Annotated in this window: 20 protein-coding genes; 10 read left to right on the top strand and 10 right to left on the bottom strand. The window is 36.0% G+C overall.

Going from position 1 to position 21,957, the window contains the following annotated elements; translation table 11 throughout:
• Positions 1 to 36 precede the first annotated feature (36 nt).
• From BW932_RS02860 to BW932_RS02845, 4 genes are all read left to right on the top strand, one after another.
• Positions 37 to 465 carry a DUF6759 domain-containing protein gene (locus tag BW932_RS02860; RefSeq protein ID WP_076385168.1) on the top strand — a complete coding sequence of 143 codons (429 nt, stop codon included), beginning with the start codon at positions 37 to 39 and terminating at the stop codon, positions 463 to 465.
• A 126-nt stretch (positions 466 to 591) separates the two neighbouring features.
• On the top strand, positions 592 to 1,629 hold the full coding sequence (nirK, locus tag BW932_RS02855) for a copper-containing nitrite reductase (RefSeq protein WP_076385166.1): 1,038 nt from the start codon (positions 592 to 594) through the stop codon (positions 1,627 to 1,629).
• A gap of 37 nt (positions 1,630 to 1,666) precedes the next feature.
• Positions 1,667 to 2,503, top strand: a complete 837-nt coding sequence (locus tag BW932_RS02850; protein ID WP_084566430.1) for a formylglycine-generating enzyme family protein — start codon at positions 1,667 to 1,669, stop codon at positions 2,501 to 2,503.
• 7 nt (positions 2,504 to 2,510) lie between these two features.
• Entirely contained in the window at positions 2,511 to 3,083 is a 573-nt protein-coding gene (locus BW932_RS02845; RefSeq protein ID WP_076385164.1) for an SCO family protein, read from the top strand.
• A gap of 90 nt (positions 3,084 to 3,173) precedes the next feature.
• Here the strand turns inward: BW932_RS02845 and BW932_RS02840 are convergent, their stop codons facing one another.
• The 3 genes from BW932_RS02840 to BW932_RS02830 all read right to left on the bottom strand — a co-directional run bounded on the left by BW932_RS02840 (position 3,174) and on the right by BW932_RS02830 (position 7,939).
• Positions 3,174 to 5,906 (bottom strand): M16 family metallopeptidase, encoded by a 2,733-nt coding sequence (locus tag BW932_RS02840; protein WP_076385162.1) that lies wholly within the window; start codon positions 5,904 to 5,906, stop codon positions 3,174 to 3,176.
• A 174-nt stretch (positions 5,907 to 6,080) separates the two neighbouring features.
• The gene (locus BW932_RS02835) at positions 6,081 to 7,442 is read right to left on the bottom strand and encodes a M64 family metallopeptidase (protein ID WP_076385160.1); all 1,362 of its coding nucleotides are present in this window, start codon (positions 7,440 to 7,442) and stop codon (positions 6,081 to 6,083) included.
• A gap of 5 nt (positions 7,443 to 7,447) precedes the next feature.
• On the bottom strand, positions 7,448 to 7,939 hold the full coding sequence (locus tag BW932_RS02830) for a hypothetical protein (protein ID WP_143745495.1): 492 nt from the start codon (positions 7,937 to 7,939) through the stop codon (positions 7,448 to 7,450).
• Positions 7,940 to 8,029: 90 nt separating this feature from the next.
• Between BW932_RS02830 and ruvC the strand changes: the two genes are divergently transcribed.
• The gene (gene ruvC, locus BW932_RS02825; protein ID WP_076385156.1) at positions 8,030 to 8,584 is read left to right on the top strand and encodes a crossover junction endodeoxyribonuclease RuvC; all 555 of its coding nucleotides are present in this window, start codon (positions 8,030 to 8,032) and stop codon (positions 8,582 to 8,584) included.
• 2 nt (positions 8,585 to 8,586) lie between these two features.
• Here the strand turns inward: ruvC and BW932_RS02820 are convergent, their stop codons facing one another.
• Together BW932_RS02820 and BW932_RS02815 are read right to left on the bottom strand one after the other, a co-directional pair.
• The gene (locus tag BW932_RS02820; RefSeq protein WP_143745494.1) at positions 8,587 to 9,060 is read right to left on the bottom strand and encodes a hypothetical protein; all 474 of its coding nucleotides are present in this window, start codon (positions 9,058 to 9,060) and stop codon (positions 8,587 to 8,589) included.
• A gap of 54 nt (positions 9,061 to 9,114) precedes the next feature.
• Positions 9,115 to 10,935, bottom strand: a complete 1,821-nt coding sequence (locus tag BW932_RS02815) for a GEVED domain-containing protein (protein WP_076385152.1) — start codon at positions 10,933 to 10,935, stop codon at positions 9,115 to 9,117.
• A 185-nt stretch (positions 10,936 to 11,120) separates the two neighbouring features.
• Here BW932_RS02815 and BW932_RS02810 point away from each other — a divergent pair, with 185 nt between their 5' ends.
• On the top strand, positions 11,121 to 12,209 hold the full coding sequence (locus BW932_RS02810; RefSeq protein WP_076385150.1) for a DUF4407 domain-containing protein: 1,089 nt from the start codon (positions 11,121 to 11,123) through the stop codon (positions 12,207 to 12,209).
• A 12-nt stretch (positions 12,210 to 12,221) separates the two neighbouring features.
• Here the strand turns inward: BW932_RS02810 and BW932_RS02805 are convergent, their stop codons facing one another.
• Together BW932_RS02805 and BW932_RS02800 are read right to left on the bottom strand one after the other, a co-directional pair.
• Positions 12,222 to 13,394 (bottom strand): serine hydrolase domain-containing protein, encoded by a 1,173-nt coding sequence (locus BW932_RS02805; RefSeq protein WP_245820635.1) that lies wholly within the window; start codon positions 13,392 to 13,394, stop codon positions 12,222 to 12,224.
• A 137-nt stretch (positions 13,395 to 13,531) separates the two neighbouring features.
• Positions 13,532 to 16,912: a methylmalonyl-CoA mutase family protein gene (locus BW932_RS02800; RefSeq protein WP_076385146.1), complete on the bottom strand. Its 3,381-nt coding sequence runs from the start codon at positions 16,910 to 16,912 to the stop codon at positions 13,532 to 13,534.
• 171 nt (positions 16,913 to 17,083) lie between these two features.
• Here BW932_RS02800 and BW932_RS02795 point away from each other — a divergent pair, with 171 nt between their 5' ends.
• The 4 genes from BW932_RS02795 to rpsB all read left to right on the top strand — a co-directional run bounded on the left by BW932_RS02795 (position 17,084) and on the right by rpsB (position 19,424).
• Positions 17,084 to 17,416 carry a hypothetical protein gene (locus tag BW932_RS02795; RefSeq protein WP_076385144.1) on the top strand — a complete coding sequence of 111 codons (333 nt, stop codon included), beginning with the start codon at positions 17,084 to 17,086 and terminating at the stop codon, positions 17,414 to 17,416.
• 170 nt (positions 17,417 to 17,586) lie between these two features.
• Positions 17,587 to 18,042, top strand: coding sequence for a 50S ribosomal protein L13 (gene rplM / locus BW932_RS02790; RefSeq protein WP_076385460.1), 456 nt, complete (start codon positions 17,587 to 17,589; stop codon positions 18,040 to 18,042).
• 5 nt (positions 18,043 to 18,047) lie between these two features.
• Positions 18,048 to 18,434 (top strand): 30S ribosomal protein S9, encoded by a 387-nt coding sequence (gene rpsI, locus BW932_RS02785; RefSeq protein WP_076385142.1) that lies wholly within the window; start codon positions 18,048 to 18,050, stop codon positions 18,432 to 18,434.
• Between the two features lie 207 nt (positions 18,435 to 18,641).
• A complete protein-coding gene (gene rpsB, locus BW932_RS02780) occupies positions 18,642 to 19,424 on the top strand; it encodes a 30S ribosomal protein S2 (protein WP_076385140.1) in 783 nt (260 codons plus the stop codon).
• A 296-nt stretch (positions 19,425 to 19,720) separates the two neighbouring features.
• Here the strand turns inward: rpsB and BW932_RS02775 are convergent, their stop codons facing one another.
• Genes BW932_RS02775 through BW932_RS02765 form a run of 3 tightly spaced genes read right to left on the bottom strand, consistent with a single transcriptional unit; the run spans position 19,721 to position 21,911 of the window.
• Positions 19,721 to 20,371, bottom strand: a complete 651-nt coding sequence (locus BW932_RS02775) for a DUF6759 domain-containing protein (RefSeq protein ID WP_076385138.1) — start codon at positions 20,369 to 20,371, stop codon at positions 19,721 to 19,723.
• Between the two features lie 18 nt (positions 20,372 to 20,389).
• The gene (gene trmB, locus BW932_RS02770; RefSeq protein WP_076385136.1) at positions 20,390 to 21,064 is read right to left on the bottom strand and encodes a tRNA (guanosine(46)-N7)-methyltransferase TrmB; all 675 of its coding nucleotides are present in this window, start codon (positions 21,062 to 21,064) and stop codon (positions 20,390 to 20,392) included.
• Between the two features lie 58 nt (positions 21,065 to 21,122).
• Positions 21,123 to 21,911: a DUF6759 domain-containing protein gene (locus BW932_RS02765; protein WP_076385134.1), complete on the bottom strand. Its 789-nt coding sequence runs from the start codon at positions 21,909 to 21,911 to the stop codon at positions 21,123 to 21,125.
• Between the last annotated feature and the right edge of the window lie 46 nt (positions 21,912 to 21,957).

The following is a 21,957-nucleotide window of genomic DNA, read 5'->3' as shown; positions in this document are numbered from 1 at the left end:
TAGCCGTATATTTAGGGAAGAAAAAAAATAATTTTTATGAAATTTTTCCGTCTGCTTGGAGTTTTATCTCTTTTATCGTCTTGTGAAATTTTACCTTCCGGAAGTGTTTCCCGACCCACTTCTACTCCTTCTGATGAAAGCAATGAATTTGCAACATTAATGGAAAAAGATAAAATTAATAAAGACAAAGTAACTGCGGAAGTCTTGACGTACCTTCTTAACGAATCGGATTCCCGAGAATCCAGAACGGCCGTCGTTGTTGAGAACAAATCAAATTGTGACCTCATTTTCCGAATGGTGAGATTGAATAGCAATCTGTACTATAATTTGCCGGTTGCGCGGAATTCTAAAAATCAATTTGTGATCGAAAAAGGAAAGTACACCCTGAAATCTAAAGTTTGCAATTCCAACTATTACTCCCAAAAAAGCATTACAGAACCTTTGATCCTTAAATTATCTAAATAATTTTAAATGATGCCTCTTTAGAGAACAATTGACATCATTGGGTGATAAAATTCATACCATAAAATTTCGGAAATATATTTAATTCGGATAATTTTGTCCTATTAAAAAACAGTAAAATCTCAATCAATGAAAAACATTCTTACAACCTTTGTACTTGCTCTTTTAGCGCTACAAGCATGCAAACAGAATCCGACGGAAAATTCTGCGTCAAAAACCACCAATACAGCGATCGATATTAAAGTAAGTGGCGAAACAGAAGATCAAAAACCAGTGAATCCGCCTACAGTTCCTGCTGCAATTGGGGACAGAGCTGCAAAAAAAGTAATCGTACATTTGGAAGCCACCGAAGAAGTTGGTGAACTCGCAGACGGTGCCACTTACAAATTCTGGACATTCAATGGAACAGTACCTGGTTCTTTTATCAGAATTAGAGTTGGTGATGAAGTTGAACTTCATTTAAAAAACGCGAGTAACAGTGTAATGCCGCACAACATTGATCTTCATGCGGTAAACGGTCCAGGTGGAGGTGCAGAAGCCACCAATGTTGCACCAGGAAAAGAAGCGATCTTTCATTTCAAAGCGTTAAATCCGGGATTATTTGTTTATCACTGCGCTGCAGCACCAGTTCCATTGCATATTTCAAACGGAATGTATGGTTTAATTTTGGTAGAACCAGAAGGCGGTTTAGCAAAAGTTGATCGTGAATATTACATCATGCAAGGTGAGTTTTACACCAAAGGAAAAACCGATGACAAAGGACTTCAAGAATTTGACCAAGACAAAGCACTCGACGAAAGACCGTCTTATGTGGTTTTCAATGGCAAGAAAAATGCTTTAATGGGAGAGAAAATGTTGCAGGCAAAAGTGGGCGAAACGGTACGTATTTTCGTAGGAAACGCAGGTCCAAACCTGGTTTCTTCATTCCACGTTATAGGAGAAATTTTCGACAAAGTATATGCAGAAGGAGGAACTAAATACAATGAAAATGTACAGACCACAGTAATTCCCGCAGGTGGAGCCGCGATGGTCGAATTCAAAGTAGAACAACCTGGAGAATATGTAATTGTAGATCACTCAATTTTCAGAGCCTTTAACAAAGGAGCCATTGGAAAACTAAAAGTTACCGGCGAAAAAAATCCGAACATTTACAACAAAGTACAATAATCTCCTCCAATAATTGATCAAAAAAAAAGAAACTGCCATGTCCCAATTTTTCAAAATAACAGTATTCATCGGTGGTTTCTTTTTTCTTTTCCTTTCCTGCGAGAAAAAAGAGAGCGATCATCTTGAAAATAAAACTGAAATTCCTATTTCTGAAGGAGTCGCAATTCATCCAACAGTAGAAATGAAACACATCAAAGGCGGAACTTATTTGCCTTTTTTTGGCGACAGTTCTTTGGTTAATGTTGCCGATTTTCTTTTGGACGAAAGACCGGTTACTAATAGAGAGTTTCTCGATTTTGTAAAGAAAAATCCGAAATGGAAACGCAGCACCATTAAAACCATTTTTGCAGATGAAACCTATCTAAAAGATTGGCAAAATGATGAAACCTTACCAAAAAATGCGGATCCTGATGCACCGATAACCTTTGTATCCTGGTTTGCCGCGAAAGCCTACGCAAAAAGTGCTGGAAAAAGATTGCCTACTTTAGATGAGTGGGAATATGTTGCAATGGCAGATGAAGTAAGCGCTAATGCCAGAAATAAACCTACCTATTCATCGCACCTTATCAATCTTTATAATGAAAAGTTAAGAGAGAAAAACAAAGTCAAAATTTCGAAACCCAATTTTCACGGCGTTTATAACATGTTTGATTTAGTTTGGGAATGGACTTATGATTTTAATTCGATCATGACAACTTCAGACTCACGAAACGCCAAGTATGATGACAAAGGACTGTTCTGTGCTTCTGCAGCAACAAGCGCTTCCGATGTACTCAATTATGCTTCGTTTATGAGATATGCTTTCAGATCTAGCTTAAAGGCAAATTATACCGTTGAAAACTTAGGTTTCAGATGTGCAAAAGACTTAAAATAAAATAAAAATGAAAAATCTCATCCTGCTTTTGATTTCCCTTCTTCTGCTTTCTGCATGTAAAGAAAATACCGAAAAAAAAGAGCTCATCACAGAAAAAACGGCAGATTCTATTTTTCTACTGGATTCGAAATGGCAAAATCAAGACGGTAAAGAACTTCAGCTCAAAGATTTAAAAGGAAAAAACCTGGTCGTGGCAATGATTTTCACGAGTTGTCAAACCGCTTGTCCACTTTTGATCGCAGACATGAAAAAAGTAGCTTCTAAAATTGATCCAAAAAAACTGAAAGAAACATCGATGGTTCTCATCACCATTGATCCCGAAAATGATACGCCGGAAGTATTGAAAAAATATGCCCAAGAACGAACGATGTATGGTAATCCTTGGATTTTTTTGCGCACCGATATGGAATCTACCAGAGAATTTGCCAATGTTTTGGCCGTAAAATATAAAAAGATAACGCCTATAATTTTCTCCCATTCCAACATCATCAGTATTTTCAATAAAAATGGAGAAATGGTAAGCCAAGAAGAAGGAACCGTGAATGCAGAAGCGGTTGCAAAAACGGTAAATGGTCTATAACTTAGAAATCATTAGAAAAATACTATTTACAGCACATAAAAAATCCGACTCAGTAGTGAATCGGATTACTTTTATGCGAAACGATGCTTTCTATTTCTTATTGAAATCTCCTGCATACACTGAAGTTAAGTGATCTAAAGTTAAGTACTTTCTCAATGCAGTATTGATCTCTTCAACTTTTAAATTTTCAATTTTTGCGTTTATAGCATCATATTCATCCAAAGAAATACCGTACTGCAATTTTTTGTTCACCAAATTGATGAGTGTTTGATCCATTCCTAACATTGTTTTTTGGAAGTTGCTGTAACTTTTTTTGTTGGTTGCCACTTCTTCTGCGGTAAAGCCATCTTTCAAAGCTTTGCTTACTTCATCTTTTATTGCGCTATCTACAGCATCTCTTTTGAGAGGATTAAATAACGCATAAAATCCCCAAGAAGCGACGTCATTTGAAACCGGAATATTGATAAAAGATCCTACTCCGTAACTGATGCCTTCTTTTTCGCGCAACCTCATCGGTAATCGTGCCGATAAAAAACCACCACTTCCCAATATTTCATTGGCTAAAAGAAACGAAGGATAATCAGCACTTTTCTGATCCATTCTAAAGCTTGCTGTTCCCAATGCCATCGCATTTTCTTTGTCTGGAGTTAAGAAATTCTTATCCATCTTTTTGGTTTCAAAATAAGTGGGATTAATTACCGTATAATTTGATTTCGCATTCCATTTTCCGAAGGTATTTTCTAGCGAAGTTTTTGCAATTTTTGGATCAAGATTTCCTAAAACGGTTCCAACACCGTTGTTTGCACCCAAAATATTTGTATAAAAATTCAGAATTTGTTCCCGGGTCACCTTCTTAGCATCATCTATTTCTTCTTGCAAAGACGCTTTATAAAAAATACTTTCTTTCGGATAAGGCATCGCTAAACGCTGCAATTCATTTTGAGCCAGAGCTTGAGGATCTTTAAGTTGACCTTCTAACGTAGTGGTGTATTCTGCGACTGTTTTTGTTAATTCATTTTGGGGGAAAGTAGAATTGGACAATAGATCCTTCAAAACATCCATCACTTCTTCGTAACTATTTTTGTAGGTTTCTATAGTGATGAATAAATTCTGCCCATTAATTCTTGTATCAATCGATGATTTCAGCTGATCCAGCTTATCTTGAATTTGTTCTTTGGTTTTAGTTTTAGTACCCGCTTTTAACAATTCTGCAGTTAAATTAGCAATGCTATTTTTACCTGCCAAATCTTTCTCATTTCCGAAAGGTAGCTTAAAGGTTGCCATGATTTTCTCACCTTTAACTTCTTTATTGATCAATCCGTATTTCATACCATTTAACAGCAATCCTTCAGATAAATTTTTCTTTAAATTAGCAATTGTCGCTTCAAATGGAGTCGCTTCTTTTTCTAAATCCTTTCCTTTATAACCGGAAGTTATAGATGCAATTTGAGAAGGTAGAAACTCGGAAGGTTTTACGCGCATTTCATTAGCTGTGGGAAGAAAAAGTCCTATGGTCCGGTTATTTGATTTAAAATATTTTTGTGCCACATTTTTTATATCAGCAAGGGTTAATTTTTCTACATGATCTCGATATAAGAATCCTAGTTTATAATTTCCTGCACCGATGATTTCGGTGAGTGAAATGGTATAATCAATGGTATTGTTTTTACGATCTGCAATCTGTTTCAGGAGTTTAGATTTTGCCCTTGTTAAATCTTCTTGTGTATAATTATTTGTTGCAATTTTATCCAATTCGGTTTTCACTAAATTCTCAGTTACATTCAAATCTTTGTCTTTCGGCACATCAAAATTGAAATACATCATTCCGGGATCTCTAACTTCTGGAGAATACGCCCAAATATTAGAAACTTTTTGGGTTTCTACCAGATTTTTGTATAAATATCCGGAAGGATTTGCCGATAAAATTTCGCTTAAAGCAGCCAAAGCAGCGTAATCTTTATCTGCATAAGCGGCAGTATGATAAGCAGCTGCAACCAATTTGCTTTCTCCAGCGCGATTCAGAACGATTGTTTTTTCTCCGTCTTGTGGCGGTTCTACGGTATAGGTTCCGCCAAGTTCTCTAGTTGGCTTCGGTAGATTGGCAAAATATTCTGTCACATATTTCAAAGCATTATTTTCGTCAAATTTTCCACCAATAAGCAAGACTGCATTATCAGGTTGATAATATTTTTCATAAAACTTACGAAGCGTATTTGCTTTTACTCTTTCAATATCTTCTTTGCTTCCGATCGTAGAATTGCCGTAATTATGCCACATATAAGCAGTAGAGAAAACCTTATCCATTAAAACTCCACTGGGTTGATTTTCACCAATTTCAAATTCGTTTCGAACAACCGAAAACTCCTTATCTAAATCAGATTGCAAAATTGTAGCATTAATCATTCGGTCTGCTTCCATATTGATTGCCCACTTCAAATTTTCATCATTCGAAGGAAAAATTTCAAAATAATTGGTTCTGTCGTAATAAGTCGTTCCATTTGCAGCACCGCCTTTATCAGAAAGCTGTTTTTTGATATCGCCTAGATTTTTTGTACTTTTAAAAAGCATGTGTTCTAGGAGATGAGCCATTCCCTTTTCTCCATATCCTTCGTCTTTAGATCCTACTTTGTACACAATATTAACAATCATATTGCTTTGAGAGCCATCTGGAATCAGCAAAATCTTCATCCCATTGGTTAATGAATACTCTTTTACTCCTTCAATATTTCCAATAAATTGAGGAGCTTCTGCTTTTTGACCAAAAGTAAAATTGGAAAGTATTACTGCTCCAATTACACTAAGTCTACTTAAAATTTTTTTCATAATAATGTTTTTAATGATATCAAATTTACTAATATTTCTTAGTTTTTTATTAATTAAAACGCTGAAAACTTATATCATTCAAAAACAACTACACTAAAACATATGAATAATGAAATAAAAAAAATCCGAAATCTCAAGGAGACTTCGGATTTTGTAAATAGGTGATATAATTAATTATTCTTTAATGATCTTTTGGGTCAGAATTAAAGCTTTATCTTCATATACTTTAATAAAATAATTTTGAGGTAAAAGTCCTTCAACATCTACAGAAACCTCACCTGAACTTAAAACCTGAACTTTAGGATTTCGTAAACTTCGACCAGAAGCGTCGAGAATCTCAACTGTAATATTTTTCAAACTTTTATTTTGATCCTTAATGAATATTTGTGATTTCACAGGATTAGGAAAAAGCGTAAAATTTCTTTGTGTTGCATTTACGTTAATCGCACCTAGTGTTTTAGTTACGGTCCAAGAAACTGTTCCTACATGAAGCGAGGAATGATTATCAACCCTTAATAAACTATTGTTATCTACCACTGAAAAAAGCACTGTATTCGTTCCCAAGTTGAAACTTGCAGGACTAATTGTTGTCGTATCTGAAGTTTCTGGCAACAATGTCCCATTCAAAGACCAAGTATTTTGCAAAGTATTTGGAATAGGCAAAATCTCGTTTACTTTAAAGGTAATTGGAGCGCTTAGATTAATTGCTGCGGCATTACTTGGCGTGAATGAATCAATTGGATCTTGTATGGAATGAACTCGCTCAATCAATTGCTGTGAACAAACCGAGCAAAATTGACGATTCAGATAACGCATTTCGCAATTTTGATGAGGTCTAAACCAAGTAGGACTTTCTTCGTAGGGAAAAATCCCCACAGAATTGGAGCCAACCCAGTTTTTCCATCGGTTGGTTGCTGTATTATTGTCTTTCGTTTTGTTGGGAGACTCTCCCGTTCCGGAGAACCAGTATTCATCTGCTAACTTCCCAAAAGAATGCCCCAATTCATGCACCAAAATTTCTGGCGCTGAAGGATGGTTGGATAAAAACGCGTACGTACCGCCACAACCTCCGTATTCAGGTGAATTTCCTAAAACAAAAGCAATATCAAAATCCGGAACATTACTTGCCAAAACACCGGTCACTTTATTCGTTGTATTCGAATAGACACATCGGTGAACACCAACATCGAACGTTGTTCCCAAAAAATTATTTGGATTACTTACGGCAAAAACCGGCTCAGTTACATCGGTTGCTGTTCCAGGATGTTTAATGCCCGATTCTGCAGAGATCACTTTGACCGCATACACATTAAAATAATTTTTATACTGCGCATACGGAGCTTTACTGAAAACGTAATTAACCAAAGTGGTTGCGTTGGTAATAAAGTCAGTTTGTTGACTTGCGGTGAAGCCATCTCCTAACACGACCATATTGATTCGTTTGTCTCTTGGTCCATTCTCAATAATTGCTGTGGTTTCAAAAACCTGTGAGTAGCAAAACTGACTCAATAATAAGAAAAGTAGAATTTTTTTCATCGGTATTAAAGTTTAATGGTTAGTAAATTGTTTTTTGAATTGATCGTTAATTTCTCAACTTTCACAGAAGTAATTGCTCCTTTTTGATTAAATCTTACACTAAAATCTGCCTTTTTCAGTTTGACTTTGGCTTTATTTAATCCTTCTTCGGCATAAACTTCCAAAACTGGATTTAATGGATCTTCAATGATTCGTTCTTCTATAATTCCGCCGTCTTTTCCGAGCATTGTAATCAGCAGATTTCCAGGGATATTTTCTTTATTTTCAACGGAACTGCTTTTTAAAGTTCCTTCCGCAATTTTTGTATCGGTATGCGTCACTTTTTCTCCTCCAGCTGAGGTTGCTTCCATTTCAAAAAAAAGATAGACAATACTATTTTGAAGTGGAATGGATTTAGAACTACCATTAGAAGCCGATGAATTCAGCGACTGCGATTCACACGCAACCATCAAGCATAAAAAAAGACCGAAAAGAACGTACGAAATAATGCGAAACATATCGAAGTGGTTTGAAGCAAAATTAGCATAAATTAAATAAATAAGCATATTTCTCGCAGTTTATTAAAGTAAACCAATTATTTTTGCACGGTGCAAACAGAAAAAATAATTTTAGGAATCGATCCTGGAACCACCATCATGGGTTTCGGACTTATCTCAGTGAAAGGAAATAAAATAGAAATGATTTCTATGCACGAACTGATTTTAAAGAAATATCCCAATCACGCCACAAAACTTAAGTATATTTTTGAGCGAACTTTAGCTTTAATTGATGAGTTTCATCCGGATGAAGTGGCACTTGAAGCGCCATTTTTTGGAAAAAACGTACAGTCGATGCTGAAACTGGGACGTGCACAAGGTGTTGCAATGGCGGCGTCTCTTTATCGAGATGTTCCGATTACAGAATACTCGCCGAAAAAAATTAAAATGGCAATCACCGGCAATGGTAATGCAAGCAAAGAACAAGTTGCGGGAATGTTGAAGACCCTTTTAAATATGAAAGAATTTCCTACGAAAAATCTGGATGCTTCTGATGGTTTAGCGGTCGCAGTTTGCCATCATTTCAATTCCGGCGGTATTTCTCAAGAAAAATCCTACACTGGATGGGATAGTTTTCTAAAACAGAATCCAGAAAGGTTGAAATAATTTTACTTTATTTTTTCGAAAATTTCTTCCACTTGCACCATTTTTCCTGCGATGAAATCTTTTTTTTCAATCACAAATTCATCATCAGAAATGATTTGGACTTTTACGGAATATAACACATCATCAACAAAGTAGTTCATTTGATTGTTTTCTAAGACAACATTGCCGAATGTGGTAGAAATAAAGGTTTCACAATCTTTTCCTTTGGCCGTAAATTTCGATTGTTTTAGAGTTTTGTTTACTTTGGCAAATTTCCAATACGATTTTTGAGAACAGCGATCTTGGCTTTGCAATTTTCTTCCTTCAGCATTGTTGACAAAAATTTTACTTTTCATCCAATTTCCAACAAAATAATCATCATCTGCGGTTCGCGACGACTGATCTTCTAGGAGGGGATTTGTATTTTTTTCTGGTTTCTGAGAGTTACATTGCATACAAAAAAACAGTAAACTTAGGACAAGAATGGTATTTTTCATTTTAAATTTTTATAAAAAAGAGCCATGTTTTACGATGGCTCTTCTTGTATTCATTTAGTTTAAAAATTTCTGCGAAGTATTTTGGTACTGAACCAGGTAAGTACCTCTTGGAAGGGTTTGTTGTAGAATAATCTCTTCACGAGCATCTCCTTTTTGAATTAACGTTCCCGACATATTATACACTTCATATTTTCCAAAATCCTTGTTTGAAGCTGCATTTACTAAGCTTAATTTATTCTGTGCTTTTGAGTAAATCACAACGCCATCAACTTTTGTAGGATTTTCTCCGGTTGCCAAAGTGCTCGGAATTCTTACCGAATAATCTTCTGCCTGTCCATAAGATAAATTGGCACATTGCGCAGTATTGGAAATATCTGCAATAACTCTCATTCTTAAATAAGTATTTTTCTGTGCAGTTGCAACTGGGGTAAATGTAATAATATAAGGCGAACTTGCCACTGCAACAGCTGAAGGTGAAACACCAATTAATTCAGTAGATTCAAAAATACCATTATTATTATAATCAATCCAAGCTTTTACGTACTGCGGATTGGTAGTTATGCTTACACTTAATTGACTTGGACTTGATGCAGGTATATCGGTGTAAACAGATTTACTTGCACAATTTTGAAGGGAGTAATTTACATAATACTGTGGATTTCCAGTTGAATATGGATCTGATGAATTATCAATATTTCCTAGAACTACTTTTCTTGGCCCCACTCCGAAATTTCCTGGATTAGTAATTCCTGTGGGACTGCAATTTGCCGCCACTAAAGTTCCTGCACCTGGATCCGCAGCTAAATCTGTTCCGCCTAAAGATTTTGTTAGATTACTTCGAACCGACATAAAAACCGCAATTGCCCGATCTCTTTGTCCTGCGGTAAACTTCCTCGGCGAGTACGTATAGTTCATGATGTTATATTGTACGCCGTCATATAAAGTATTTGTACAAGGGTTTGTTACAGCATTTGTTGGTGTTGGATAAACGCTTAAGAGACTTGCGGAAGGCGCAGTATCGCAAATTTTATCATTGTCTGTTAAGCAATTCACATTTGCAGGGCAATCTGCTGCGGTAGGATTATTCCCAGGAGACGCGTTTGCGCCATCAAAAACGTGAGCCAATCCCAAACCGTGTCCGAATTCATGTGCCATTGTTGTATCATTTACATTGGTAATTACCGTTGCTTTCATGAAACTTTCATAGGATGAATCTGGATTAGTTGGATAGCCACACCATCCCATTAAACCAAAAGTAGATTTATCACCATCAAATCCTATTGGAATGTAAATATTAAAGTAAGCATTTTCTGGCCAATGTGGAGCTAATGTTTTGATTTGTGCCACTGTTGCTCCGTTTGTTCCACTGCTGCGAACTCCATATTGATCGTACCCAGCAATTGTACTTCCGTTATATCTGCTGATACCGTTACTCGCTGTACATTGTGGACTTCTTTTTGCCAAGACCAATTTATAAGGAATCACATTCCCATCTAAACTGCCACTACCTTCTGGGAAAAATGGCGCTCCAAAATTGGTTGCGAACATCTTGTTACAGTTATCAATCCAAGTTTGGATCTGAGCATCTGATAAACTTAATGAGGCATTAGATGGATCACTAGATGTAATTACGTGAACAATGATTGGGATTTCATAAATGGTTCCCGTATACATACCGTTTTTACTTGTTGCTCCCAATTTATCGAGGTAAGCTCTCAAATCTGTTTGTAGAAGTTTTGCATCAAGTGCTTCTCTGTCTTTTTTAATTTGAGGAAATTGAGTTTCCAATTCTTTTTGTACTTGGTCGAAACCGCATGTTTGTGCAAAAATCCCCATCGATAGGAATATTGCAAAAAGTAAAATTGTTTTTTTCATTGATTATTAAATTAAAATTAGTTTTTATTGTATTTAATCTCAAAGTTACAACGTTTTTTACATAAATACCTAAATATCACAACATAAAATAAAATATTTTTCACCGACCATTGCTTAACCTAATACCATTTGTAACATTGTTGCGTTTTATAAGACCAATTTAATATTCTTTACCCTGTAAAAAAATGAAATCTAAAAAAACAAACCTCATCAAAACGACTCATCATAGAATGAACTGGTTTCAGCAATTTTTGGTAATTTGCTCAGGAAGCAATGTTCATATTTTAAAAAAAACACCCAGCGAATGGAATAAATTTGCTGGAATTGGAGGAATTGTTCTCTTTACTGCGGTTTTTGCAACCCTCTCTGCAGGCTATGCAATGTTTACGATATTTGATGATATTTGGGCATCAGTTGGCTTTGCTATTTTGTGGGGTTTAATGATTTTTAACCTCGATCGTTATATTGTATCCTCTATAAAAAAAACCGGAACCTGGTGGAACCAAATTCTAATGGCAATTCCGAGATTGATTTTAGCGACTTTTTTGGGAATCATCATTTCAAAACCTTTAGAATTGAAAATATTTGAAAAAGAGGTCAATAAACAATTGAATACCATTATTCAAAGAAACAAAACCAAACTTCAAGCAGAAATGAATGGACGAATCATGCAGCAATCGGGTCCTTTCGATACGGAAAAAAAACAAATTCAAGCCAAGACGATCGCCTACCAAAAATCGTATGATTCTGCAGCAGTAGAATTAGAAAAAGAAATTTTAGGAAAGCAAAGCAGCTTAACAAGCGGAAAAGTAGGATATGGAACCAATGCCAAACGAAAAGCAGAACTTAAAGAACAACGCCGCCAAGATCTAGAAAATTATCAAAAACAGATTGCTCCAAGATTGGAATATTTGGATAAAGAAGTTTCGAAAGTATATACCAATATTGAAAAAGAAAGAGATAAAACAGAAATCTTCGAAGATCAGTTCAATGGATTTGCGGCGAGACTTCAAGCATTGGATGAACTTGGCAAAAATTCGGCAATAATTGGTGTCGCAGCTGCCTTTATCATGGGACTTTTTATCACCCTAGAAATTTCACCAGTTCTCATCAAACTCATTTCCTCAGTTGGACCGTATGATTATCTTTTAGAAAAAACGGAAAACGATTTCCGATTGTATTCCAAAGAAAAAATCGAAAAAGGAAATGCAGAAACCGATTGGAGGATTGATGATTTCAAGGAAAAGCTCGGGAAAGAAACCGAAAAATTGTAAAAACCAAATCGCTTAGTTCACCTTATTATAGGAAGCATCATTCTTTTCGAAAATCGCTTTCTCTACTTCTGCACGCTTTTTTAAAACTACTTTTTGGAGGTTATCTGTTATTCTCTTAATGCTTTTATGCGGATTAAAAAAGCCTGCTTTTCCCAGGGTTTCATCGGCAATATTGGAGAGAATAATGACTGAAGTTTTCGTTTCCGGATAATAAATATTCAGCGATGGAGAACCTTTCACATAACCAGAATGGAAATAGGAATTCGGTTTTTCTAGATTCATCATGATCCCAAAACCATACCCCATTTTTCCTAAAATCGGATGGTTTCGATCGGCTGATTTACTCTTAAATGCTAGTAAAGATGCTTGCTTTAAAATTTTTCCGTTGTATAAACTTTGATTCCAAATATTCATATCCTGTGCGGTAGATAAAATTCCACCTGCTGCAATACTGATGGAAGATTCCGCCAATCTTTTCGGCATATTTTCTACCTCAAAATACTTTTTGTGATTTCCTATAAATGCGCTTGCGAAATTAGTTCCACGAAAGGAATTTGGGGTAAAAGTATTTTTCATTCCTACTTTTTCGAAGAGGTCTTTTAGATTTTCATCATACGATTTACCCGACACTTTTTCTATAATTGCTCCCAAAAACCGAAATCCTTTATTCGAGTAATGAAATTTTTCTCCAGGTTTTGAGAGCAATCCTTGCCCGAAATCACTGATTCCTGAAGTGTGATTAAGCAATTGCTTGATGGTGATATTTTCAAATTCCTTCGATGGAAATTCTACCAAATATTTTGAAACTTTATCGGTAACCGAAAGTTTCCCTTGCTCTTCTTGAAGCAAAACCAAAACCCCAGTAAATTGTTTACTTATAGAAGCAATCGCAAAAACAGAGTTGCTTGTCAATTGGGTTTTTGCTCGAAAATCTTCGAAACCGTTTGCTTTTTCATAAAGAACCTCATCATTTTTTGCGACTAAAACGGACCCATTAAAATCATATTTCGAAAAGACAGAATCGATTTGTTGCATCAATAAATCCTTTTCAAAACTAGAAATAGTGCTATCAATTATTGCATTTCGTGCGGCGGTTCGCTCCGCTATTTTTTCTGTTTCGGATTTACAGGAAAATAAAAATATTAAAAAGACCAGAAAATAAATCGGTCGAATTTTAAGCATCATTTGTTGTATTTTTGATAAAAATATTGAATTTAAATTAAAAGGGAAAAATGACTGCCGAATTTTAAAAAAAAAACCGTGTCAGGGTTCAAAACCTTGACACGGTTGATAAATAATTAAGATTTATAGGTTGAAAGATTTTACATATTCCTTCTATACATTCCGCCAACTTCAAACAAAGCGTTTGTAATCTGACCGAGAGAACAGTATTTCACGGCTTCCATCATCATTTCAAATAAATTTTTCTGATTGATCGCGCCTAACTGTAAATCCCGTAAAATCTGTTCGCTTTTATCAGCATGTGATTTCTGGAAATTTTCTAAATTTTGAATCTGGATCTGCTTTTCTTCCTCTGTGGAACGAATTACTTCTCCCGGACGAACCGTTGGTGAACCATCTTTTCCTAAAAATGTATTGACCCCGATAATCGGATATTCTCCAGTATGTTTCAGCATTTCGTAATGCATCGATTCTTCCTGAATTTTTGAGCGTTGGTACATGGTTTCCATCGCTCCGAGAACGCCTCCTCTTTCGGTAATTCGATCAAATTCGGTATAAACTGCTTCTTCAACCAAATCGGTTAATTCTTCAATAATAAAAGAACCTTGAAGCGGATTTTCGTTTTTCGCTAAACCTAATTCTTTATTAATGATGAGCTGAATCGCCATTGCTCTTCTTACCGAATCTTCGGTCGGTGTGGTAATCGCTTCATCATATGCATTGGTATGAAGCGAATTACAGTTGTCGTAAATCGCGTACAAAGCCTGCAAAGTGGTTCTGATATCATTAAAATCAATTTCTTGCGCATGAAGCGATCTTCCCGATGTTTGAATATGGTATTTCAACATCTGACTTCTTTCGTTCGCATGGTATTTGAATTTCATTGCTTTGGCCCAAATTTTACGCGCAACCCGACCAATAACCGCATATTCGGGATCAACTCCGTTCGAGAAGAAGAAGGATAAATTCGGTGCAAAATCATTGATGTTCATTCCGCGGCTCAAATAATATTCCACATAAGTGAAACCATTTGCCAAAGTAAATGCCAACTGCGTAATCGGGTTTGCGCCAGCTTCGGCAATGTGATAACCGGAAATAGAAACCGAATAAAAGTTTCTCACCTTCTCGTCGATGAAATATTGTTGTACATCGCCCATCAAACGTAAAGCAAATTCCGTAGAAAAAATACAGGTATTTTGTGCCTGATCTTCTTTCAAAATATCTGCTTGAACCGTTCCACGAACATTGGCGATGGTTTCCGCTTTAATTGTATTGTACGTTTCAGCATCAATTACTTCATCACCGGTAAGTCCCAATAATTTTAAACCTAAACCATTGTTTCCTTTTGGTAGTTCGCCTTCGTAAACTGGTCTTTTCAAACCTTTATCGTCAAATTTGGCTTTAAGTTTTGCTTCAACCGCTTCCCACAGATTATTTTCCGTTAAATATTTCTCCACATTCTGATCGATTGCGGTATTCATAAAAAACGCGAGTAACATTGGAGCCGGACCATTAATCGTCATGGAAACTGAAGTCATGGCATTCACCAAATCAAATCCGGAATAGAGTTTTTTGGCATCATCTAAAGTTGCGATAGAAACTCCTGCATTTCCAATTTTCCCATAAATATCTGGTGGTAAAGCGGGATCCTGTCCGTACAAAGTCACAGAATCAAAAGCGGTCGACAATCTTTTCGCATCCATATCTGCGGAAACATAATGGAATCTGCGGTTCGTTCGTTCTGGTCCACCTTCACCTGCAAACATTCTTGTAGGATCTTCACCCGTTCTTTTAAAAGGAAATAATCCGGCGGTGTACGGAAATTGTCCGGGAACATTTTCCTGACCTTTCCAACGCAACAAATCGCCCCAATCCTGAAATTTCGGCAAAGAAATTTTCGAAATTTTTAAATGAGAAAGCGATTCGTATTTGGTTTCTACTTTAATTTCTTTTCCACGAACAAAATAGGAGAAAGAATCCTGATTCATTTCTTCTTTAAAGTTTTTCCACCCTTTTAGAAAGGCAATATTTTCTTCCGAAAGTTCCTTTTTTGTTTTAAGAAAAACTTTTTCTAATTTATCAGTAGTATGTTGATCATCGGTGATTAAAACTTTCGCACCTTCCAACAAATACATTTTTTTTGCAATAAGCGCTTGGTTTTCAACTTCTTTATCGTAAGCATGATTGCTCTCTACAATTTCAGAAAGATAACGCACTCTTTTCGGAGGAATTACAGTAGCGTCATCGGAAATATTCTGTTCTACAAATTCATTGAACTTTGCTGCGTTTTCACCGTACGATTTTGCTAAAGTTTCATTAACCTTATTAATTAAAGCATTGTATAATTCTGTAGTACCGAAATCGTTGAACTGACTGGCTTTTGTAGAAAACACCGGCATTTCTTCCAGAGGTTGATCAAACGCCGTATGATTTCTCTGGTAGGTTTTTCGAACCGCCTGCAAAGCATCTAGTGCGCCGCGTTTGTCTGATTTATTTAAGGAAATTAAATCCGCATAATCTAACATGTCGATTTTTTCCAGTTGGGTAGAAGCTCCATATTCCGGCGTCATCACATACATAGAAACGTCGGCGATTTCTGTTATTTCCGAACCAGACTGCCCGATTCCAGAGGTTTCGAGAATGATGACATCAGGTTTTGCTAATTTTAAAATATTTAAAGCCGAATGAATGTACGGAGAAACCGAAACATTATTTTCTCTGGTCGCCATAGAACGCATATAAACGCGCGAATCATGGATGCAATTCATCCGAATTCTGTCGCCCAAAAGTGCACCACCTGTTTTCTTTTTGGAAGGATCCACAGAAACAATCGCAATTTTCTGATCAGGATTGGAACGTAAAAAACGACGCACCAACTCGTCTGTTAGAGAAGATTTTCCGGCTCCACCTGTTCCGGTAATTCCGATGATTGGAATTTTAGAATCTTTTGCTTTTTCCTCAATGGCTTCAACCAAATCAGGACGTTCATCAGAAAAATTTTCTACGGCAGAAATCACCTCCGCGATGGATTTAGAATCTTCGAATTTAATTTGATCTACATCTGAAACTTGTATATGCGCTCCGGTTGCAAAGTCGGATTTTCGCACCAAATCATTTATCATTCCTTGCAAACCCATTTCGCGGCCATCATCTGGAGAATAAATTCGGTCAATTCCGTATTCCATTAACTCTTTGATTTCTTCTGGAAGAATTACGCCGCCACCGCCGCCAAAAATTTTGATTTGAGGAGCGCCTTTTTCCCGCAAAAGATCATAAATATATTTGAAATATTCGTTGTGACCACCTTGATAAGAAGTCAGCGCAATTGCATTTGCATCTTCTTGAATTGCACAATCCACGACTTCTTCCGCAGATTTATCGTGACCGAGATGGATCACTTCTGCGCCAGTTGCCTGAATCATTCGGCGCATAATATTAATTGCAGCATCGTGACCATCGAATAAGGAAGCGGCTGTAACCACTCTCACTTTATTTTTCGGGGTATATTTTTCTTGATCCATAATATAATTTCGGTTGTCTTCAAATATAATTAATTAAATAAAAATTTTAAAGTCAACTTAAACAATTGAATAAAAGAGCTTTAAAATAAAACAGGCCATTCTGTGTTTAACAGAAAATCAATTTAAAACAATAGATTATCAAAATTTCGATATTTTTGACAAAATTTTAGAATGAAAAAAGCACTCCTTTATTTAATAGCCGGAACAGCCATCAGTTTTTTACTGAATCATTTTATTCTGGGAAGCCAAGGTTGGAAACTGGATTTATTCTACGGATTTTCTTTCGGTTTGGCTTGGGGAATTGCGTATTTTTTAGATGATGTAAAATTTTCACTTCCTCAAAAACTAGGAATTTCTTTTCTTGGAATGGGCTTACTTCTCTTAATAGGTTTACTGTTATTCGATCTTCAGCTTGCCGTTCCTTCAGTCATTAAATTCTCCATGGTTTTTGTAGCCTACTATCTTATTGCAAGCTTTAAGTCTTCGAAATCCCTTCGTAACTAGAAAACATTCCTCTCTTTTTTGTAGAAATTGTATGTACAGAAGTTCGCTGAGAGATTCAATAGTAATTCGTTGGAATAATCTTTTGCAAAATATTTTCAGTTAGAAAAAAAATGCATACCTTTGCGCACCCGTTTTGGGGAAAATTATGTTTAATCGTAAACGAAAAAAGTGTGAATACATTAAGTTACAAAACCGTCTCAGCTAACAAAGCTACCGCTAACAAAGAATGGGTTGTGGTAGACGCTGAAGGACAACCTTTAGGAAGATTAGCTTCTAAGGTTGCAAAGATTTTGAGAGGTAAGCACAAAACGAATTTTACACCTCACGCAGATTGCGGAGACAATGTAATCGTTTTGAATGCAGGAAAGATTACTCTTTCCGGAAACAAGTGGGGTGACAAAACTTACATTTGGCATACTGGTTATCCAGGAGGTCAAAAGTCAATGACTGCGCTCGAACTTCAAAAGAAAGACTCTTTGAAAGTATTGGAAAAATCTGTAAAAGGAATGATTCCAAAAACTAAATTGGGAAATCAATTGTTCAAAAACCTTTATTTATATGAAGGAACAGAACATAAACATGAAGCTCAGCAGCCGAAAGTAATTAATATTAACGAATTCAAATAATTAATATGTCAATAGTTCATAAAATCGGAAGAAGAAAAACTTCTGTTGCAAGAGTTTACGTGAGACCAGGTTCTGGTGTTATCACGATAAACAAAAAGGATTCTAAGGAATACTTCGGAACTGACGTTTTGGTTTACAAAGTGAATCAGGCATTTTTGTTAACAGAAACAGCAGGTCAATATGACGTTACTGTAAATGTTTTCGGAGGTGGAATTACAGGTCAAGCTGAAGCAATTAGACTCGCTATTTCTAGAGCGATGTGCGAAATCAATGAAGAAAACCGTTTGCTTTTGAAGCCACACGGATTGCTTACAAGAGACGCAAGAATGGTTGAAAGAAAGAAACCAGGTCAGAAAAAAGCGAGAAAGAAATTCCAATTCTCGAAACGTTAAGATTTATTGTTGGCGAATGGCGATTAGCTGTTGGCTGCAAAAATTTTTTAAATTAAATTTTATCTTAATCCCAGCGAAAAGCCAATTGCCAAAAGCAAGAAGCGAAGCGCTAAATGCCCCGTTAGTTTAGCACCCAAACATTTCTCCCATCTAAAGAAATTGTTGATTGCACAAATGCGGAACGTAAACTAAAAACAAAAAAGAGACATGGCAAAAGCGAATGTTAAAGACCTTTTAGAGGCAGGAGTACACTTTGGTCACATGACCAGAAAGTGGAATCCAAATATGGCTCCATACATTTTTATGGAGAAAAACGGTATTCACATCGTAGACTTACATAAAACGGCAGTAAAATTAGACGAAGCTTGTTCAGCTTTAGAAAAAATTACTTCTGCAGGTAAAAAAGTTCTATTTGTTGCTACTAAAAAGCAAGCAAAAGAAGTTGTAGCGAAATATGCAGCAGAACTTAATATGCCTTATATTACTGAAAGATGGCCAGGAGGAATGTTAACCAATTTTGTTACCATCCGAAAAGCTGTTAAGAAAATGAACCATATTGATAAAATGAAGAAAGACGGAACTTTCGAAACTTTATCTAAAAAAGAAAGACTACAAGTTGATCGTCAAAGAGCTAACTTGGAGAAAAACTTAGGTTCTATTTCTGACATGGTTCGTCTTCCATCAGCACTTTTTGTTGTTGATATCATGAAGGAACACATCGCAATTACTGAGGCTAAGAAATTAGGGATTCCTATTTTCGCAATCGTAGATACAAACTCTGATCCAAGAAAAGTAGAGTACGTAATCCCAGGAAATGATGATGCTTCTAAATCTATTGATATGATTTTGAGCATTGTTTCATCATCAATCAAAGACGGATTGTCTCAAAGAAAAGCAGATAAAGAAAAATCTAAAGAAGAAGGAGAAAAAGTTTCAGCAGATGCTGATGCTGATTTCGATTCTGAAGCTCCTGCAACTGCAGCTGAATAAGATTTATCTTGATAATAAAAAAGGTCCAGAATTAATTTTCTGGACCTTTTTTTATGACTTTTTGAATTAAATTTTAACGTCAAAATATAACTTGCAAAAATCAATCTAAAATTACGATCTAAAAGTCTTTAACGTTCGTCTATTCTTTTAATGACAACAGATTCATTTGAATATACAATATCAATTTTTTGATGGTAAAGACAGTAAATTCACAGCACCAAATTCCAGTTCGCAGAAACGATAGCAATTAAATGAGGATCAAGTTGGGAACTCAAACTCAATTTTACTGAATAAAATCAGAATGAACTTGTTCCGTTGCTCTCCGTAACTTTCTTATTGGTAACCTGTAAAACCGGCTCATTGAGGGAAATCATAATGTTTTTTATGATACTTTTCTCAGACAAATATTTTACGTTGCAGACATTTGCAGAAAGCTGGTAATTCCCTTTTTTCAGGACCAATGTATTTTCTCCTTTTGCCGGAACCGCGAGATTATAATACTCTTTTCCTTCCACACGAAGCACCACATTACAGTCTGACTTATTTTGAAAAAGAAGAATCGCCTCATTACTGTCAAGCTGATCTGTGAAAAGCTGATTGAGAAGTTTTACGGTTTTCTCCTTTTTAATGTCCTGCGTCTCCGCCATTAATTTTTTGAATTCTTCTGCTTCGGAATTTTGCTTAAGTTTTAAAATATCTTTCGGAATTTGCACCACATTTGCCTGAACCGCGTATTTTTTACTCTCACCAGGTTTCATCCAGGCCGCGTTTTTTAGGGCAATTAATTTGGGTTTCAAAACAGTTCTCCTGGGATCGTCCGGATGAGCTGTCTTCAAAAAACTTTCAATTTCAGAAATATTCACACTTTTGAGAATATCCGACTTCCTTTTCTGTGCAGAAATTGAGAGCGCAGAAAAAAGAGCAATTGCAAAAATAATTTTCTTCATCGGTCCTGAAACGCAGTTTTATATTTTAAATTTGATGTACGTAATTGTTTTTCCTTTCGATTCAAACAGGGTTTCGTAATAGGTTTTAATTTCCCGCAACAGTGGAGTTTCCGGATCGAATTCAGGAGCTCCATAAATATCATGATTGGCAAATAAAATTTCTCGGTTTTGCCCCTGAAGCAATCCTAAAGTATAGCCATGCAAAAATTCCGAATCGGTCTTCAGATGCATAATTCCATCATTTTTTAGGATTTTTTTATAGCGATCCAGAAAATCCGGATGCGTCATTCTGTGTTTTGTTCGTCGGTATTTTATTTGCGGATCCGGGAAGGTGATCCAAATTTCATCCACCTCATCGGTCTCAAAAAAATGATCTACGAGTTCTATTTGAGTACGGAGAAATGCTACATTGGTCAAATTTTTTTCCACCGCTTCTTTCGCACCAAACCAAAATCTCGCACCTTTGATATCAATTCCAATAAAATTTTTCTCAGGAAAAGCTTTTGCTAAACCAATCGAATACTCTCCTTTGCCACAACCCAATTCTAAAACAATTGGATTATTATTTTTAAAGATTTCCTGACGCCACTTTCCTTTTATGCTAAAACCTTCGAGCACTTCAGCTCTGGTTGGTTGAAAAACATTTGGAAGAATCTTGTTCTCGTCAAATCTTGCTTGTTTATTTTTACCCATTTCTCATTAGAAACGTACAACTTTTGAGATTGTACGTTTTATTATTTATTAATTAAAATTATTTCGCTGGTGAATCGCCCAATGCAACCATTATTGCCTTCTGAATCGTTTTCTGCGAAGCGTATTGCGCGCCACAAACCAAACTGGAGAAGAGATAATCTCCCTTTGGAACCACAATAGTATTTTGTGCATGCGCCGGAACTGCCAATCGGTATTTGGCGTTTCCTACACCTTCGATTCTCATAATAAGATTACAGTCTGACTTGTTTTCAATCATTACGATACTTTCTTTGCTCTCTGGATTATTATCAAAAAGTGAATTCAGTATCTTCACGGTGTTATTTTTATGTTCGATGGGACTTACCGATAATAACATCTTAAATTCTTCTTCTTCGTTATCGACAAAACTTCCAAATGTTTTCGCATTATTCGGCACAGATTCGCTGCCATAAACAGTGGTAACATACGTGATGGAACTGCCGTCTTTTTTTTGCAGCTCCTCCTTAAATTTAGCAATTTGCTTTTGTCTTATTTTTTCGTTCAACTCCTCGAAACTGATTCGTGTAGAAGCTCTTTTTCGCAATAAAACAATTTTTTCCTGAAAGTCTTTTACCCTTTGATCTCCCACATGCGCAGTTTTGATATATTCTTTCAGCATTTTTACCAATTTGGGTTTCAGTACCAAACGTTTAGGATCATCGGGATGCGCATCTCTTAAGTACGCGTCAATTTCATAAATATTGGTGCTGTTGAGAATATTGGAATAATCTTTACTCTTTTTCTGTGCAGAAAGAGTAGAGAATGATCCAAGAATCAGGAGAAAGAAAATATTTTTGAATGAAAACATTAGATCAATTTAATTTACAGCACAATTTTTCTTGATTAAAATATAC

This window comes from Kaistella chaponensis (assembly GCF_900156725.1).
GTDB classification, from domain to species: Bacteria; Bacteroidota; Bacteroidia; order Flavobacteriales; family Weeksellaceae; genus Kaistella; species Kaistella chaponensis.
This window is presented reverse-complemented; position numbering and strand designations above follow the sequence as displayed.

Coding starts and splice junctions, on each gene's coding strand:
- BW932_RS02860 (WP_076385168.1), top strand. CDS start 37: ATGAAATTTTTCCGTCTGCTTGGAGTTTTATCTCTTTTATCGTCTTGT.
- nirK (WP_076385166.1), top strand. CDS start 592: ATGAAAAACATTCTTACAACCTTTGTACTTGCTCTTTTAGCGCTACAA.
- BW932_RS02850 (WP_084566430.1), top strand. CDS start 1,667: ATGTCCCAATTTTTCAAAATAACAGTATTCATCGGTGGTTTCTTTTTT.
- BW932_RS02845 (WP_076385164.1), top strand. CDS start 2,511: ATGAAAAATCTCATCCTGCTTTTGATTTCCCTTCTTCTGCTTTCTGCA.
- BW932_RS02840 (WP_076385162.1), bottom strand. CDS start 5,906: ATGAAAAAAATTTTAAGTAGACTTAGTGTAATTGGAGCAGTAATACTT.
- BW932_RS02835 (WP_076385160.1), bottom strand. CDS start 7,442: ATGAAAAAAATTCTACTTTTCTTATTATTGAGTCAGTTTTGCTACTCA.
- BW932_RS02830 (WP_143745495.1), bottom strand. CDS start 7,939: ATGTTTCGCATTATTTCGTACGTTCTTTTCGGTCTTTTTTTATGCTTG.
- BW932_RS02820 (WP_143745494.1), bottom strand. CDS start 9,060: ATGAAAAATACCATTCTTGTCCTAAGTTTACTGTTTTTTTGTATGCAA.
- BW932_RS02815 (WP_076385152.1), bottom strand. CDS start 10,935: ATGAAAAAAACAATTTTACTTTTTGCAATATTCCTATCGATGGGGATT.
- BW932_RS02810 (WP_076385150.1), top strand. CDS start 11,121: ATGAAATCTAAAAAAACAAACCTCATCAAAACGACTCATCATAGAATG.
- BW932_RS02805 (WP_245820635.1), bottom strand. CDS start 13,394: ATGATGCTTAAAATTCGACCGATTTATTTTCTGGTCTTTTTAATATTT.
- BW932_RS02800 (WP_076385146.1), bottom strand. CDS start 16,912: ATGGATCAAGAAAAATATACCCCGAAAAATAAAGTGAGAGTGGTTACA.
- BW932_RS02795 (WP_076385144.1), top strand. CDS start 17,084: ATGAAAAAAGCACTCCTTTATTTAATAGCCGGAACAGCCATCAGTTTT.
- rpsI (WP_076385142.1), top strand. CDS start 18,048: ATGTCAATAGTTCATAAAATCGGAAGAAGAAAAACTTCTGTTGCAAGA.
- rpsB (WP_076385140.1), top strand. CDS start 18,642: ATGGCAAAAGCGAATGTTAAAGACCTTTTAGAGGCAGGAGTACACTTT.
- BW932_RS02775 (WP_076385138.1), bottom strand. CDS start 20,371: ATGAAGAAAATTATTTTTGCAATTGCTCTTTTTTCTGCGCTCTCAATT.
- trmB (WP_076385136.1), bottom strand. CDS start 21,064: ATGGGTAAAAATAAACAAGCAAGATTTGACGAGAACAAGATTCTTCCA.
- BW932_RS02765 (WP_076385134.1), bottom strand. CDS start 21,911: ATGTTTTCATTCAAAAATATTTTCTTTCTCCTGATTCTTGGATCATTC.